Source organism: Streptomyces sp. NPDC043867, from assembly GCF_056435845.1.
The window spans coordinates 40,176-56,554 of the sequence record NZ_JBWKDS010000039.1 but is presented as its reverse complement, the minus strand read 5'-3'; the positions used below and the strand labels follow the sequence as shown (position 1 = coordinate 56,554).

General features: G+C 73.5%; 13 protein-coding genes. 7 read left to right on the top strand and 6 right to left on the bottom strand.

The features are described 5' to 3' along the window. Window positions 1-279: 279 nt before the first annotated feature. Both AC069T_RS30305 and AC069T_RS30300 read right to left on the bottom strand, forming a co-directional pair. Complete coding sequence (locus AC069T_RS30305) at window positions 280-1,611, bottom strand: MFS transporter (RefSeq protein WP_478785780.1); 1,332 nt, start codon at window positions 1,609-1,611, stop codon at window positions 280-282. A 62-nt stretch (window positions 1,612-1,673) separates the two neighbouring features. After that, window positions 1,674-2,276 carry a hypothetical protein gene (locus tag AC069T_RS30300; RefSeq protein WP_478785779.1) on the bottom strand — a complete coding sequence of 201 codons (603 nt, stop codon included), beginning with the start codon at window positions 2,274-2,276 and terminating at the stop codon, window positions 1,674-1,676. A gap of 117 nt (window positions 2,277-2,393) precedes the next feature. Between AC069T_RS30300 and AC069T_RS30295 the strand changes: the two genes are divergently transcribed. From AC069T_RS30295 to AC069T_RS30285, 3 genes are all read left to right on the top strand, one after another. After that, window positions 2,394-3,467, top strand: coding sequence for a sialidase family protein (locus tag AC069T_RS30295; RefSeq protein ID WP_478785778.1), 1,074 nt, complete (start codon window positions 2,394-2,396; stop codon window positions 3,465-3,467). Between the two features lie 37 nt (window positions 3,468-3,504). After that, the gene (npdG, locus tag AC069T_RS30290; protein ID WP_478785777.1) at window positions 3,505-4,221 is read left to right on the top strand and encodes an NADPH-dependent F420 reductase; all 717 of its coding nucleotides are present in this window, start codon (window positions 3,505-3,507) and stop codon (window positions 4,219-4,221) included. A gap of 68 nt (window positions 4,222-4,289) precedes the next feature. Then, window positions 4,290-4,472, top strand: coding sequence for a hypothetical protein (locus AC069T_RS30285; RefSeq protein WP_476751836.1), 183 nt, complete (start codon window positions 4,290-4,292; stop codon window positions 4,470-4,472). Here the strand turns inward: AC069T_RS30285 and AC069T_RS30280 are convergent. Then, complete coding sequence (locus AC069T_RS30280) at window positions 4,469-5,263, bottom strand: site-2 protease family protein (RefSeq protein ID WP_478785776.1); 795 nt, start codon at window positions 5,261-5,263, stop codon at window positions 4,469-4,471. The two genes, AC069T_RS30285 and AC069T_RS30280, sit on opposite strands and share 4 nt — an antisense overlap. 935 nt (window positions 5,264-6,198) lie before the next feature. Here AC069T_RS30280 and AC069T_RS30275 point away from each other — a divergent pair. After that, window positions 6,199-9,558 carry an AfsR/SARP family transcriptional regulator gene (locus tag AC069T_RS30275; RefSeq protein ID WP_478785775.1) on the top strand — a complete coding sequence of 1,120 codons (3,360 nt, stop codon included), beginning with the start codon at window positions 6,199-6,201 and terminating at the stop codon, window positions 9,556-9,558. 30 nt (window positions 9,559-9,588) lie between these two features. Here the strand turns inward: AC069T_RS30275 and AC069T_RS30270 are convergent, their stop codons facing one another. The 3 genes from AC069T_RS30270 to panB form a co-directional block, all read right to left on the bottom strand. Continuing rightward, entirely contained in the window at window positions 9,589-10,464 is an 876-nt protein-coding gene (locus AC069T_RS30270) for an ABC transporter permease (protein ID WP_478785774.1), read from the bottom strand. Then, window positions 10,461-11,486: an ATP-binding cassette domain-containing protein gene (locus AC069T_RS30265; protein WP_478785773.1), complete on the bottom strand. Its 1,026-nt coding sequence runs from the start codon at window positions 11,484-11,486 to the stop codon at window positions 10,461-10,463. The genes AC069T_RS30270 and AC069T_RS30265 overlap by 4 nt, the downstream gene beginning before the upstream one ends. Window positions 11,487-11,732: 246 nt before the next feature. After that, entirely contained in the window at window positions 11,733-12,614 is an 882-nt protein-coding gene (gene panB, locus AC069T_RS30260; protein WP_478785772.1) for a 3-methyl-2-oxobutanoate hydroxymethyltransferase, read from the bottom strand. Between the two features lie 222 nt (window positions 12,615-12,836). On the opposite strand from panB, the gene AC069T_RS30255 reads away from it, so the two are divergent. From AC069T_RS30255 to AC069T_RS30245, 3 genes are all read left to right on the top strand, one after another. Beyond that, on the top strand, window positions 12,837-14,426 hold the full coding sequence (locus AC069T_RS30255) for an MFS transporter (protein ID WP_478785771.1): 1,590 nt from the start codon (window positions 12,837-12,839) through the stop codon (window positions 14,424-14,426). 67 nt (window positions 14,427-14,493) lie between these two features. Then, the gene (locus AC069T_RS30250; protein ID WP_476751843.1) at window positions 14,494-15,117 is read left to right on the top strand and encodes a TetR/AcrR family transcriptional regulator; all 624 of its coding nucleotides are present in this window, start codon (window positions 14,494-14,496) and stop codon (window positions 15,115-15,117) included. A 221-nt stretch (window positions 15,118-15,338) separates the two neighbouring features. Further along, entirely contained in the window at window positions 15,339-16,376 is a 1,038-nt protein-coding gene (locus AC069T_RS30245) for an endonuclease/exonuclease/phosphatase family protein (RefSeq protein WP_478785770.1), read from the top strand. Window positions 16,377-16,379: the final 3 nt, after the last annotated feature.

Here is a 16,379-nt window from a genome sequence, read left to right as displayed (position 1 = left end):
CGGCCCGGCCCGCGACGCCGGACCCGGGCCGCGACGCCGATCCCGGCCGCGGGAACGGTGGTGACCGCGACGCCGGATTCCGGCCACCGCGGTGACCGTCGCGGCAGTGACGTCGGGTTCCGGCCGGCTGTCACATGGCGGGTGGGCCGCAGGGGTGGGCCGGACCTCGCGACGGATCCCGGTTGCGGCACCCGTCCCGGCCGGGGTTCGTCCCGGCCGGGGTTCGTCCCGGCCGGCTGTCAGCGCGGCGAGGGGTGGTCCCGCCGGGTTCGTCGGGGCTCACACGGCGTCCGGTGCGGGGGCCGTCACGCCCGCCTCGCGCAGGGCCCGCTGCCGTAGCGCGTGCTCGTTCGTGCGTACGTCGTACGTCATCAGCTTCGGCAGGCACAGCGCCAGGAGCCCCACCGCGCCCACACAGAGGACCCCGCCCGCCCAGATGGACGTCCGGACACTCGTCCACGCGGCCATGCCGCCCGCGCGGACCTGCCCGAGCTGGGGCCCGGCGGAGTAGGACAGCAGCTCGATCCCGGCCAGCCGGCCGCGCAGCTCGTCCGGGATCGTCTGGTTCCACATCGCCGCGCGGAAGATCCCGCTGACCATGTCGAAGCAGCCGCCGAGGACGAGGAACGCCAGCACCGGCCAGACGTCGTGCGCGGCGCCCGCCGCCGCCATGGCGAGCCCCCAGCAGGCCGCCGCGAGTACCACCATCCGGCCGTGCCGGTGGACGCGCGAGGTCCACCCGCTGGTGAGGGTCACGAGCAGCGCGCCGGCCGGCAGCGCCGCGTACATCAGCCCGAGCGACCACTCGGCGTCCAGCTCGTCGGCCAGGAACGGCAGCAGGGCGAGCGGCATCGCGAAGAACATCGCGGCGAGGTCGACGGCGTAGGTGCCGAGCAGCTCCTTGCGGCTCCAGGCGTACCGGGCCCCCTCGGCGATCGACCGCAGCGACGGCCTCGCGGCCTCGTGGGCGGCGGGAGAGGCCGCGAGCCCGGTGACCAGCGCCACCGACACGGCGAACGTCAGCAGGTCCACGGCGTACGCCCAGCCGAGCCCCGCGTACGCCACCACGACGCCCGCGAGAGCCGGTCCCGCGACTCCGCCGACGGTCCAGCGCAGCGAGTTGAGGGAGGCGGCGGCGGGCAGGTGCTCGTGCGGGACGATCCGTGGGACGAGCGAGTCCAGCGCGGGCCGCTGGATCGCGCCGAGGGCTGATGAGAGCGCGGCGACCGCGTACAGCGGCCACACCACCGGCCGCGGCAGCAGCGCGTTGACCAGCAGCCCCGCGCAGAGCAGCCCCTGCCCGATCTCCGTGTGGACGATCAGCCGGCGCTTGTCCAGGGCGTCCGCGAGCGCCCCGCCGTACAGACCGAAGACGATCATCGGTACGAGTTCGACGGCCCCGATCGCCCCCACCGCGACGGCCGACCCCGTGAGGTCCTTCATCTGCACCGGCAGGGCCACGAACGTCAGGAAGCTCCCGAAGTTCGTGATCAGCCCGGCCAGCCACAGCCTGCGGAAGTCGGCGGACACCCGCCAGGGCGACAGGTCGGGCAGCACCGAACGCAGGCCCGGGGAAGCGGCGGCCTCCGTGGCGGGGGCGTCATCGGTCACAACGGGCCATGCTCAGCGGCGGACCCGCTCGGAGCAACCGGTTTTCCGCCCGCCGGGACGGCCTACCAGCGGGCCGGGGGAGGGGAGGTCAGCTGGTCCGCCAGCCGGGACAGCCGGTCACGGAACCGCCGACGCCCCCGTCGCACCGGCAGCGAGTTCTCCCCGGCCGCCGCGCTGACGAGGTGCTGGACCGTGTCGAGGTCGAGCTCCGGCCCGGCGGGGACGGAGAGCGACTCGTGGGCCATCGAACGCAGTTCGCCGTCGCTCTCGTCGAGAGCCAGCACCGTCGCCCCGGACCGCCGGGCGTCGGAGACCCGCTCGAGCAGCCGCGCCCCCGGCGCGTCCGGCGCCACCACCAGCAGCGTCTCCCCGCGCCTCGCGGCCTCGATGCGGCCGAGGCCGACCGCGAGATGGGCGGGGTCCGAGGCCCGCGCACCGTGCCGGACCAGGGTCGGCGACAGCTCCGGCGTCCCCGACCAGGCGGCCTCGTCCACCAGGTGCGCGGCCAGGTGCCAGGGCTCGTAGCCGGCCGTCCCCACCAGCAGCAGCCCGCCGCCATGCGACACCACCGACCCTCTGAGGGCCCCGGCGAACCGCCGCGTCGCCCCCAGCCACTCGGTCCCGGCGAGCACTTCACGCAGCAACGCGACCCGTACGGCGTCCATGGGCACGCATCCTGCCTCAATCGACTGATCGTCAGGCCGCGTTCACCGCGAATTCGCCCGGGATGGGGAAGGGCAACGATCGCTCCCCGCCCGGGGAGCCCGACCCTGGAGCCGCCCATGACCGAGGCAAGCATCCCGTTCCGCGCCGGCCGGGAGGGGTACGCGAGTTTCCGGATCCCCGCCGTCGTCGCCACCGCCGCCGGCACCCTCCTCGCCTTCTGCGAGGGCAGGGTCGGCTCCGCGCAGGACCACGGGAACATCGACATCGTGCTGAAGCGGTCCACCGACGGCGGCCGCACCTGGGGCCCGCTCCAGGCGGTCGCCGGGAACGGGAACAACCTCGCGGGCAACCCGGCACCCGTCGTCCTCGACACCGGCCGGATCCTGCTCGTCCACGTCCGCGCTGCGGCCGCCGCGAGCGAGGACGCCATCCTGCGCGGCAAGGTGAAGGCCGCCGACGGGCGCCGCGTCTGGGTGCAGCACAGCGACGACGACGGGGCGACCTGGTCGCAGCCGCGGGAGATCACCGGGCAGGTGAAGAAGCCCGGCTGGCGCTGGTACGCGACCACGCCCGGACACGCGCTCCAGCTCACCACCGGCCGGGTCCTCGTCCCCGGCAACCACACCGTCCCGCCCACCGGCGGGGACCACGGCACCGAGGCCAGGTACAACAGCGGCCACTGCCTGCTGAGCGACGACCGCGGGCAGACCTGGTACCTCGGCTACCTCGACGAGAACACCGACGGCTACGTCAACGTGAACGAGACGACGGCGGCCGAACTCCCCGACGGCCGCGTCTACTTCAGCACGCGCAACGACTCGCCGTCCCCGGGCAACCGGGCGGACGCCCACTCGTCCGACGGCGGCAGGAGCCTGGAGAAGCCGTTCCGGCCGCAAGCCGGGCTCGTCACGCCCGTCGTCCAGGGCAGCCTCCTCCAGCTCCGCGACCCCGACCTGCTGCTGTACTCCGGCCCGGCCGACCCCGCCTTCCGCGCCCTGATGACGGTCCGCGCCTCCGCCGACGGAGGCACCACCTGGCGGCCCGTGCACACCGTCGACGGCCTCCCCGCCGCGTACTCCGACCTCGTCCGCGTCGACGCGACGACCGTCGGACTGCTCTACGAGACCGGCGACTTCGGCGCGTACGAGACGATCACCTTCCGCCGCGTCCCCGTGACGGCCCTCACCTGAGCGGCGGGGCGGCGATCCGCGCACGTAAAGTCGGCCCATGACCTCTACCGACAGTGCCTCCACCGCCAGCCAGAAGGCCCCCGCCAAGGACCCCTGGGACCTTCCCGACGTCTCCGGGCTCGTCGTGGGCGTGCTCGGCGGGACCGGCCCGCAGGGCAAGGGCCTCGCCTTCCGGCTCGCCAGGGCCGGCCAGAAGGTGATCATCGGATCCCGTGCCGCGGACCGCGCGCGCGGCGCCGCCGAGGAACTCGGACTCGGTGTCGAGGGCGCCGACAACGCCGAGTGCGCGCGGCGCAGCGACATCGTGATCGTGGCGGTGCCGTGGGACGGGCACCGCGAGACACTGGAGAGCCTGCGCGGGGAACTGGCCGGCAAGCTCGTCGTCGACTGCGTCAACCCGCTCGGCTTCGACAAGAAGGGCGCCTACGCCCTGAAGCCGGAGGAGGGCAGCGCCGCCGAGCAGGCCGCCGCCCTGCTGCCGGACTCGCGGGTCACCGCAGCCTTCCACCACCTCTCCGCGGTGCTCCTCCAGGACCCCGCGATCGAGGAGATCGACACCGACGTGATGGTCCTCGGCGAGGAGCGGGCGGACGTGGAGACCGTGCAGGCGCTCGCCGGGCGCATCCCCGGGATGCGCGGCATCTTCGCCGGGCGGCTGCGGGGCGCCCACCAGGTCGAGTCCCTGGTCGCGAACCTGATCTCGGTGAACCGGCGCTACAAGGCGCACGCGGGCCTGCGACTGACCGACGTGTAGCGGGCGCCCGGGCATGGGGGACACTGGGATGCCGTACCGCTACGTCCGTCTGTCAGGAGCCGACCCCCATGCCCCGCCTCGCTCTGTACGCCCTTGTCGTCTGCGTCCTCTCCGTCGCCGCGGCCGTGGTCTCCTTCGTCCAGGGCAGCTGGCTCGGCGTCGTGTGGGTGCTGCTCGCCGGTCTGTCGTCCAACATGACCTGGTACTACGCGCGCCGCGGCCGGATGCGGGACGGTTCCGTCACCGGTTAGGAGACGCAGATCTCGTCCGTGCCGCGCCAGAACCGGTACAGGTCCTGGCCGCAGTACCGCTGGAGGTCGTCGATCCCCAGCCCGCCCAGGATCGCGTCGACCGCGTCGAAGAACGCGATGTTCACCGACGGGATCCACAGCACCGCGAACACGGCGAGCAGCCCGAACGGCGCGAACGGCTCCACCTGGCGGCGCAGGCCGTACGACAGCCAGGGCTCGATGACCCCGTAGCCGTCCAGGCCCGGGACCGGCAGCAGGTTCAGGATCGCGGCCGTGACCTGGAGCAGTGCGAGGAACGCCAGCGCGTACTGGAACTCGACCGGCACCCCGTCCAGGGCGTGCAGCCAGAACGGGGCCGTGCACACCACGGCGAACAGGATGTTGGTGAGCGGGCCCGCCGCCGAGATCAGGCTGTGCTTCCAGCGGCCCCGGATGCGGCTGCGCTCGATGAAGACCGCGCCGCCCGGCAGACCGATCCCGCCCATGATCACGAAGATCACCGGCAGGACGATGCTCAGCAGCGCGTGCGTGTACTTCAGCGGGTTGAGGGTGAGATACCCCTTGGCGCCGACCGAGATGTCCCCGCCGTGCAGGGCGGTGCGGGCGTGCGCGTACTCGTGCAGACAGAGCGAGACGATCCACGCGGCCGTCACGAACAGGAACACGGCCACGCCGGGCTGCTCGGCGAAGCCGGTCCAGGTGGCCCAGCCGGTGACCGCCGTGACGGCCAGGATCCCGAGGAAGACGGGGCTGATCCTCCGGTCGCTGCGGCGGGACGCGGCGGTGGTCATGGGACTCCCAGTGCTGGTGGTGGGCTGTCGGTCGGGCCGGTCGGCCTGCCCGACCGTACCGGGCGCCCCCGGAAAACGTCTCGCGAGCCCCCAAGGGTTCCGGGGAAGGTGGGGGCATGCGGATGAGGCGGGGCGCGGTACCGGGACGGGCCGACGGAGAACGGGGGCCCACGGTTCCTGGCGGGGCCCGGTGACGGTTGCGCCGGACAGGACCGGCGGGCGGGGGACGGGGACCGGTCCGGGACCCGCGCCCCGACACGGCGCCTTCGCCTCACCCGGTGCCTTCGCCCCGCCCGGCGGCCGGACTCCCGTCGACGGGACACCACGCAGGGCAGGGCGGCCGGTCCCGGGCACGGCGGCCGGTCCCGCAGCGGCCCGACCTGGACGCCGCGACCCGACCCGGGCACGGCGGCCCGACCTGGGCACGGTTTGGCCGGGGCCGCCGCCGACACACGGTCTGGCTGCGACCGCGGCTGGGGCACCGTTCGACTGCGACGGCTGCCAAGACATCGTTCGGCTGCGACCGCCGCTGCTGGACATCGCCTGGCTGCGACCGCCGCCGGGACACCGTTCGACTGCGACGGCCGCCAAGACATCGCTCGGCTGCGACCGCCGCGCGGACACCGCCCCGCAACGACGGCCGCCGGGGCACCGTCCGGCTGCGACCGCCGCCAGGACGCCCCCTGGCTGCGACCATGGCCGGGACATCGTCTGGCTGGGGCGGCTGCCGAGACACCGCCTGGCTGCGACCGCCGCCGGGACACCGCCCCGCTACCACCGCCGCCGAGACACCGCCCGGCTGCGACCGCCGCCCCGACACCGCTCCCCAACAAGGGCCCCCGGGGCACCGCCCCCTACGACCGCCCCCCGACACCGCCCCCTGCGACCGCTGCCCCCGGCGCACCCGACACCCGCCCCTCACGGCACCGGAGACAATGAACCCCGTGCGCTACCGCGTTCTCGGCACCACGCAGGCACTCCGCCCCGACGGCACCCCCGTACCGGTCGGCGGAGCGCGTCTGCGTGCCCTGCTGACCGTGCTCGCCCTGCGCGCCGGCCGGACCGTGCCCGCCGCCCACCTCGTCGACGAGGTGTGGGACGGCGATCCGCCCGCCGACGCCACGGGCGCGCTCCAGGCGCTGGTGGGACGGCTGCGCCGGGCGCTCGGTCCGGACGCGGTCGCCTCGGCGGACGGCGGCTACCGCCTCTGCGCCGCCCCCGACGACGTGGACCTGCACCGCTTCGAGCGGCTCAGCGGAGAGGGCGCGCGGGCGCTGGCCGACGGCGACCCCGCCAAGGCGGCCGTCGTCCTCGACGACGCCCTCGCCCTGTGGCACGGCCCGGCGCTCGCCGACCTGCCCGACCGCACCGCCGAGTCGGCCCGCTGGGAGATCCGGCGGCTCGACGCGCGCCGCGCCCGCCTCACCGCCGCTCTCGCCCTCGGCCACGCCGCGCAGGCGCTGCCCGAGCTCACCGCCCTGTGCGACCTCCACCCGTTGGACGAACCCCTCCAGGCTCTGCGCCTGCGCGCCCTGCGCGATGCCGGCCGCCCCGCCGAGGCCCTCGCCGCCTACGACGCGGTACGCCGGCTCCTCGCCGACCGCCTGGGCTCCGACCCCGGTCCCGAGCTGCGCGCCCTGCACGAGGAGTTGCTGCACCACGGGCCGGCGGACGCCCCGGGCCCGGCACCCTCCCGCCCCGCACCCGGAGCCGCCGCGGTCGCCGCGGGCGCCCCCGCAGCCGGCCCGCGGCCCACGCCCCCCGCACCGCCCCGAACCGGCCCCGCCACCACGCCCCCCGGCAACCTCCGGGCCCGCCTCACCTCCTTCGTCGGCCGGGAGAGCGACATCGATGCCATCCGCGGCGACCTCGCGGCGGCCCGGCTCGTGACGCTGCTCGGACCCGGCGGGGCCGGCAAGACCCGGCTGTCGCAGGAGGCCGCCGAGCGAGCCGGGGACACGGCGCGCGACGGGGTGTGGCTCGCCGAACTGGCGCCCGTCGACGACCCGGAGGCCGTGCCCGAGGCCGTACTCACCGCGCTGGGCGCCCGCGAGACCGTGCTGCGCGGCGCCGGCGCCGAGGAGCTGCGCGCCGTCGCCGACCGGCACGACGACCCCGTGTCCCGGCTCGCCGAGCACTGCGCCAAGCGCCGCATGCTGCTCATCCTGGACAACTGCGAGCACGTCGTGGACGCCGCCGCCCGGCTCGTCGAACAACTGCTGGAGCGCTGCCCCGGACTGACCGTGCTCGCCACCAGCCGCGAACCCCTCGGCGTGCCGGGGGAGTTGCTGCGTCCCGTGGAGCCGCTGCCCGAGCCCGTCGCGCTGCGGCTGCTCGCCGACCGCGGCGCCGCGGCGCGCCCCGGGTTCCGCGTCCAGGACGACCCGGACGCCGCCGCCGAGATCTGCCGCCGGCTCGACGGGCTGCCGCTGGCCATCGAACTCGCCGCCGCCCGGCTGCGGATGCTCACCCCCCGCCAGATCGCCGACCGGCTGGACGACCGCTTCCGCCTGCTGACCTCGGGCAGCCGCACGGTCCTGCCCCGGCAGCAGACCCTGCGCGCCGTCGTCGACTGGTCCTGGGACCTGCTCGACGAGGAGGAACGCGAGGTGCTGCGGCGGCTGTCCGTCTTCGCCGGCGGCTGCGACCTGACCGCCGCCGAGGCCGTGTGCGGCCCGGCCGCGCTGGAGGCACTCGGCTCCCTCGTCGACAAGTCCCTCGTCGTCGCGGCACCCTCCGGGGACGGCGAGATGCGCTACCGGCTCCTGGAGACCGTCGCCGAGTACGCGGGCGCCCGCCTCGACGAGTCCGGCCGGCGCCCCGCCGCCGCCCGCGCCCACCTCACCCACTACCGGGAACTCGCCCGCACCACCGACCCCGAACTGCGCGGCCCGGGCCAACTCGCCGCCATCGAACGGCTCCAGCGCGAGTACGAGAACCTCCGCACCGCCCTGCGCCACGCCGTCGCCGAACGGGACGAGCAGGAGGCGCTCTGCCTCGTCCTCTCCCTCGCCTGGTACTGGCAGACCCGCGACCAGCGCGTCGAGACCCGCACCTGGTCCCGCGAGGTCATGGCGCTCGGCCCCGACCCGTTCGCGCCGCCCCGAAGGCCCGTCGCCCCGCTCTACGAGAGCTGCACGGCCGCCCCGCCGCCGATGCGTCCCGACGTCCTCGAAGAGGCCCGGCGCGGCGTGCACCTCATCCACCTCGCCTGCATGGACATGGACCTCCAGGCCTGGCAGACCCCCGAGGCCAAGGCGAAACTGCGCGCCATCAGCGAGGCCTACCGGCCCGGCCAGCCGCAGACCTGCCGCAACCCCGGCTACCTCTGGTTCTACGCGGTCCTGCTGACCGGCGACATGGACCGGATGCGCGACGTGATCGACAGGACGGTCGCCACCTGCCGCGAACTGGGCTACGGGTGGGAACTCGCCGTCGCCCTCCAGATGCGCGCCAACATCCTCGCCAACCGGTCCGACTGGGCGGGCGACGCGGCCCGGGACGCCGACGAGGCGCTGGAGATCTTCGTACGCCTCGGCGACGCCTGGGGCGCGGCCGAGGCACTGTCGGCACGCGGCGAGGCCCACGAGCGACGGGGGGCGTTCGCTCTCGCCGCCGCCGACTACACGGAGGCGATCACCTACGCCGAACGGCTCGGCGCCCACGCGCAGTCGGCGGTGCTCACCGCCCGGCTCGGCAGTGTCCTCGTCGAGTCGGGGGAGCCCGAGCGGGGCGAGCGGCTGCTGCGCGAGGTGCTGGCCGCCGGGCACGGCGCGGTCAACGAGGCGATGCCCGCCTCCCGCCTCTTCCTCGCGATGTGGCTCGGCCGCACCGGCCGGGTCGGGGAGGCCCGCGAGCAGATGCGCCTGCTGCGCACCGACTTCGAAGCCGTCTCCTTCGTCGTGTTCGACATGTTCGTCCTCGGCGTCGAGGCCTGGCTGGACACGGTCGAGGGACGGTACGCGAGCGCCCGGGAGAAGGCCCGGCGGGCGCTGGAGCGGGCCGCGGACCCGCTGACCCGGATGATCGCACCGCACATGACCTCCGCCCATCTGGTCACGGCGGCCATCGCCCTCGCCGGACTCGACGACGGCCGGCACGCCCGGGACGCGGCCCGGCTCATCGGCGCCGCCGACAGCCTGCTGCCGCCGGGCCACTTCGCCCGTCCCACGGAGGACGAGGTCCGCGGGCAGGCGGAGGCGGCCGTGCGGGCGGTGCTCGACGAGCCGGCGTACGCGGCGGCGTACGCCGAGGGCGGCGGGCTCTCCCTGGAGGAGGCCGCCGCCCTCGTCTGACGCGGACCCGGGCCGGCGCCCGGCCGCGCGTCAGCTCTTGGTCCGGAACTTGTGGATCGCGACCGGCGCCATCACCAGCGTGAGCGCCGCCGTCCAGGCGAGGGTCACCCACAGGTCGTGGGCGACCGGGCCGCCGACCATCAGGCCGCGCGCGCTGTCCGCGAGGGCCGACAGCGGGTTGTAGTCCGTGAAGGCCTGGAGCCAGCCGGGCATGGTCTGGGTCGGCGAGAAGATCGACGAGCCGAACTGCAGCGGCATCAGCACCAGGAACCCCATCGCCTGGACGGACTGCGCGCTCTTCATCGTCACGCCGAGGACCAGGAAGATCCACATCAGGGCGGAGCCGAAGAGGGTGGCGAGTCCGACGGCCGCGAACAGACCCGGCCAGTTCTCGATGTCGAAGCCGACCAGGACGCCGACGATCAGCAGGATCGTCGTCGCCACGAGCATCCGCATCAGCTCCACCACGATCTTGGCGAAGAGCACGGAGCCCTGGCCGATCGGCAGGGTGCGGAAGCGGTCCATGACACCGGTGTGGAAGTCCTGGTTGAAGCCGGTGCCGACGGCCGTGGCGATGTTCATGCCCATCATGGCCATCAGCCCCGGCACCACGTACTGCACGTACTCCTGCTGTCCGCCGCCCAGCGACTGCCCGATGGAGCCGCCGAAGACGTACACGAACAGCAGGGTGAAGACGACGGGCATCAGGACGGCGTCGAACATCGACTCGGGGTCCTGGCGGATCCACAGCAGGTTGCGGCGGACCAGCGCGCCGATGTGCCGCGCGTGGGCACGGGGTGAGATACGGGAGTCGCCCTCGGCGGCGAGGGGGGCCTCGACGACAGGGAGGTGTGCGGCGGAGCCGCTCTCCGGAAGGGTGGCGGTGGGCGACGGGCGGGCACTCATGCGGAGACCTCCTCGTAGGCACGGGCGGGGGTCTCCTGCGGGGCACTGGCCTTGTGGCCGGTGAGGGACAGGAACACCTCGTCCAGACTGGGCAGTTCGGTGCTGATGGAGCTGATGGTGATGCCGCGCGCGGTGACCGCGCCGACCACGGCGGTGAGCTGCTCGTCGCTGAGGATCGGGACCAGCGCGCTGCCGGTCTCGCCGTCCACGATCGTCGGGGCGAGGCCGGTGAGCCCCATGTCGTCGAACATGGCCGCCAGCGGGCGCAGTTGCAGCGGGTCCAGCGGGCGGATCCGCAGCGTCCGGCCGCCGACCCGCGCCTTCAGCTCGTCGATCCGGCCGTTGGCGATGACCTTGCCCCGGTCGATGACGGTCAGCTCGGACGCCAGCTGCTCGGCCTCCTCCATGTACTGGGTGGTGAGCAGCACGGTGACGCCGTCGGCGACCATGCGCTTGACCTCCTGCCACACCTCGTTGCGGGTGCGCGGGTCGAGTCCGGTCGTCGGCTCGTCCAGGTAGAGCACGGCCGGGCTGCCGATCATCGAGGCGGCGAGGTCGAGCCGGCGGCGCATCCCGCCGGAGTACGTGGCCGCGGGGCGCTTGGCCGCCTCGGTCAGCGAGAAGCGCTCCAGCAGCTCGTCGGCCCGGCGGCGGGCCTCCTTGCGCGGCAGGTCGAGCAGCCGCCCGATCATGTACAGGTTCTCCCAGCCGGGGAGCTTCTCGTCGACCGAGGCGTACTGGCCGGTGAGTCCTATCACCCGGCGCAGCTGCCGGGGCTGCTTCAGCACGTCGTACCCGGCGACCGTGGCCTGCCCGGCGTCCGGGGTGACCAGGGTGGACAGGCAGCGGACGAGGGTGGTCTTGCCGGCGCCGTTGGGACCGAGCACACCGAGGACGGTGCCTTCGCGCACGTCCAGGTCCACACCGTCGAGCGCCCTGGTCTCGCCGTAGTGCTTGACCAGCCCCCGTACGGTGACGGCGCTCCGGGCGCCGCCGCTGGGGTTGTTGTCGATTCGCGTCATGGGGCCAAGCTCCCACCCGCCACCGACAAACCACCGACAGATCACCGACGGATCACCGACAGCGGGCCTCCGGGCCGGCCGGCTCACCCCGTCCGGCGTTCGAGGACGAGCCCGCAGCCCCCGGAAACGGGACGGGAGGGGGCGGAGGGGGCGGAAGGCCCCACCGGCCGCCGCCTCCGGAAACGGCACAGCCCCGCCGACGGGGGAAGATCGGCGGGGCCGCTCGTGCCGCAGTGGCTCAGTGGCTCAGTGGACGGAGTGCTCCGCCAGCGGGAACGTCCCGCCGACCACGTCCTCGGCGAACGCCTTCGCCGCGTTCCCCATGACCGTGCGCAGATCGGCGTACTGCTTCACGAAGCGAGGCATCCTGCCCCCGGTGAGACCGAGCATGTCGGTCCAGACGAGGACCTGCGCGTCGGTCTCGGCGCCCGCGCCGATCCCGACCGTGGGAATGTGCAGCACCCGAGTGACCTCGGCGGCCAGCTCCGCCGGCACCAGCTCCAGGACCACGGCGAACGCTCCCGCGTCCTGCACCGCCTTGGCGTCCCGCAGCAACTGCTGGGCCGCCTCCTCGCCCCGCCCCTGCACGCGGTACCCCATGGAGTTCACGGACTGCGGGGTCAGGCCGATGTGCGCCATGACCGGGATGCCGGACTCCACGAGCAGCTCGATCTGCCGGTGCGAGCGCTCGCCGCCCTCCAGCTTCACGGCGCCGACCCCGGCCTCCTTGACGAGGCGGGTGGCCGAGCGCAGGGCCTGGACCGGCCCCTCCTGGTACGACCCGAAGGGGAGGTCGCCGACGATCAGGGCCCGGCTGGTGCCGCGCACGACCGCCGCGGAGAGCATGGTCATCTCGTCGAGGGTGACGGGCACGGTCGTCTCGTACCCCAGGTGGCAGTTGCCCGCCGAGTCGCCGACGAGCATGACCGGGATGCCGGCCTCGTCGAAGACGGACGCGGTCATCGCGTCGTACGCGGTGAGCATGGGCCACTTCTCGCCGCGCTCCTTGGCGGCGGTGATGTCACGCACGGTGATGCGGCGAGTGCCCTTGCCGCCGTACAGCGCTTTGCTGTCGGACGTGGGGCCAGAGTCCTGGCCCGGCTTCGGGGCAGCCGAGAGCTGCGTCATCGCAACGGCTCCTTCTGTCATCTCGAGGCGCCCTGACGGCGTCCCCGGATCCCCTCCATGGTGGCACCTCGTGCCACCGGAGGCCAGACCGGGTGACGCGTCCTGTGTCTCCCTTCTGCGGTCCGGGCCGCAGACCGCCGGGAGCGTAAGTTCTTGGTAAGTTCTCCGCAAAGTACATTCGATACGAGACGGTCCCGTATCGAATGTCGCTAGGCTGGCGGCATGACAACTCCAGCTCCCACCGAACGACGGGTGCCCGAGGCGGTGCACCGGCGCCGCTGGGCCATCCTCGGCGTGCTCATGCTCAGCCTGCTGATCGTCGTCCTGGACAACTCGATCCTGAACGTCGCGATCAAGACGATCTCGACCCCGGCACCCACCGGCCTGGGCGCCACCCAGGGCGAGCTGGAGTGGGCCATCAACGCCTACACGCTCGTCTTCGCCGGACTGCTGTTCACCGCGGGCCTGCTCGGTGACCGGCTCGGCCGCAAGAAGGTGCTGCTCGCCGGTCTCGCCGTCTTCGGTATGGGGTCCGCCCTTGCCGCGGAGTCCGGTTCGCCGGTCCAGCTCATCGTGTTCCGCGCGGTGATGGGCCTCGGTGCCGCCTTCGTGATGCCCGCCACCCTCGCCGTCCTCATGAACGTCTTCGAGCGCGACGAGCAGCCCAAGGCCATCGGCATCTGGGCCGGCGGCGTCGGCCTCGCCATCGCCATCGGCCCGATCACCGGCGGCATCCTCCTCGACCACTTCTGGTGGGGCTCGGTCTTCCTGATCAACGTGCCGATCGTGCTGCTCGCGCTGGGCCTGATGATCTGGCTGGTCCCCGACTCCCGCGACCCGAACCCGGGCCGGCTCGACCCGGTCGGCGTGGTCCTGTCGGTCGTCGGACTCGTCCTGCTCGTCTTCGGCATCATCGAGGGCGGCCAGTCGGCCGACTTCACCGACCCGAAGGTGCTCGCCGCCGTCGCCGCCGGACTCGCGGTCCTGGTGGTCTTCGTCGTGTACGAGAAGCGCATCGACCACCCGTCCATAGACGTCACCTACTTCAGGAACAAGGTCTTCTCGGCCGCCGTCTCCGCCATCGCGCTGGTCTTCTTCGCGCTGATGGGCGTGACCTTCTTCTCCGTCTTCTACACCCAGAGCGTGCGGGGCTACTCGCCGCTGCAGACCGGTCTGCTGATGCTGCCGCTCGCCGCGGCCCAGCTCATCTTCGCGCCCCGCGCCCGGCTGGTCGTCGACCGCTTCGGCAACCGGGCCACCTGCACCGCCGGGCTGCTGGTCATCGCCGCGACGCTGGCCGCGTTCGCCACCCTGGAGGCGGACACGCCGATCTGGATCCTCGAGGTGATCTTCTTCCTCATGGGTACCGGCATGGCGCACATCATGACCCCGACCAGCGTCGTCATCATGCAGGCGCTGCCGCGCGAGAAGGCGGGCTCCGCCTCCGCGCTCAGCAACACCTTCCGCCAGGTCGGCGGCGCCCTCGGGATCGCGGTGCTCGGCTCCGTGCTCTCGACGGCGTACCGCAACGGCATCGAGGACGACCTCACCCGGCTCCCGGCCGGCCTGCGGCACACCGCGGGCGAGTCCATCGAGGCCACGCTCGGCGTCGCCGCGAAACTCGGTCCCCGCGGCGAGGCGCTCATCGCTCCCGCCAACGACGCCTTCCTGCACGCCATGCACGTCACGGCCCTGTGCGGTGCGGGCGTGGCGCTCATCGGCGCCGTCGTCGTCGCCGTGTTCCTGCCGGGCCGCACCCCGGCACAGCAGGAGGACAAGGGCGAGCCGGAGTTGGTGACGTCCGAGCACTAGGGGGCCTGTCCGACCATTCCCGCGTCGGGGAGAATCACCCCCAGCGGTACGGAGAAACGGAGTCGACGTGAGCCTCGCGCACAGCCGAGCAGGGCAGGAGGGACCCGCGTCCCGGGGTCGCCCCCGCAGCGAGGCCGTGGAGCGCGCGATCCTCGAGGGCGTGATGAAACTCCTCGAGGAGGGCGTGCCGTTGGGGGAGGTCTCCATCGAACGGGTCGCCCGTACCGCGGGAGTCGGCAAGGCGACCATCTACCGGCGCTGGCGCGGCAAGGAGGAACTCTTCGTCGACGTCCTGCGCGCCGCCGAGCCCCAGGAGCCGGTGCTTCCCGGCACCTCGATGCGCGACGACCTCGTCGCCCTGGTGGAGGGACTGCGCCAACGCGGCCTGCTGAACCGCTCGTCGGCGATCCTGCACAACGTGTACGCCCAGATGAAGAGCAGCCCCCGGATCTGGGCGGCGTACCACGCCACGGTCATCGAACCGCGCCGCCGGCTCACCTTCGAGGTCCTGCGCCGCGGGCAGCTGAACGGCGAACTCCGCGACGACCTCGACGTGGAACTCGTGAACGACATCGTCGTCGGGCCCATGCTGGTCCGCTCCCTCATGCGGCCCGACGCCGACCTGCCCGACGACCTCGCCGCGCGGATCGTCGACGCGGTGCTCGCGGGACTGCGGCCGCCGGCGCCGTAGTCCCGTGACCCAGGCGGTAGTTCACCGAGCAACAACTTGCCCGTATGTGCGCGTTTCGTCACAGTGGCGGGGCAGAAGGCCGTGGTCCGGAACTCCGGACGGCGAGTTGGTCGTCCTCGTGCCCGTACGGCCGTCGTGCGACGGCAGGAAGAGCACCGATCATCCCCTAGGGTCGTAGACGCGGGACAGACGGTGTGCACGGCAAGTTGTGAGGCGACGGTATGGCGCAGGCGTATGTGACGGAGACGGGCAGCGGCGGCTCGGGACCCGACCGCCCAGGATCCCCGCTTCGGCGCCTGGCCGACGGCTGGCGCGGCGACCGGGGCATCTGGCGGCGCGGCCTGGTCCTCGCCGGGCTCGCGCTGATCCTGGCCCTGGTCATGCTGCTGCACGCGCAGATCCCCAACAGCATCGGCAACCTGGGCAGCCTCACCGAGACCTTCCTGCCCTGGCTGGGCGTCTTCGTGCCGGTCCTGCTGGTCCTCGCGGTGGTCCGGAAGTCGGCGACCGCGCTGATCGCCGTACTGCTCCCGGCGGTCGTCTGGCTGAACCTGTTCGGCGGGCTGCTCTCGGACCGGACCGGGAGCGGCGGCGACCTGACCGTCGTCACGCACAACGTCAACGCCGACAACGCGGACCCGTCCGGCACCGCGCGCGACGTGGCCGCCTCCGGCGCCGACGTCGTGGCCCTGGAGGAGCTGACGGCCTCGGCGGTCCCGGTGTACGAGAAGGCGCTCGCTCCGACGTACCGCCACCACTCGGTGCAGGGCACGGTCGGGCTGTGGAGCAAGTACCCGCTGAGCGACGCGGGGCCGGTGGACATCAAGCTGGGCTGGACGCGCGCGATGCGGGCGACGGTGACGGCGCCGGCCGGGCAGGTCGCGGTGTACGTCGCCCACCTGCCCTCGGTCCGGGTGAAGCTGGCGGCCGGATTCACCGCCCACCAGCGCGACAAGAGCGCGGACGCGCTGGGCGAGGCGATCGCCGACGAGCCGGTGCGGCGGGTCGTGCTCCTCGGCGACCTCAACGGCACGATGAACGACCGCGCGCTGAACGCGGTCACCGCGCAGATGCGCTCCGCCCAGGGCGCGGTGGGCAGCGGGTTCGGCTTCAGCTGGCCCGCGTCGTTCCCGATGGCCCGCATCGACCAGATCATGGTCAGGGGCATCGAGCCGGTGACCTCCTGGACGCTGCCCGAGACCGGCAGCGACCACCTTCCGGTCGCCGCGCGCGTCAAGGTGGACGCAACCGCCTCGTAACCT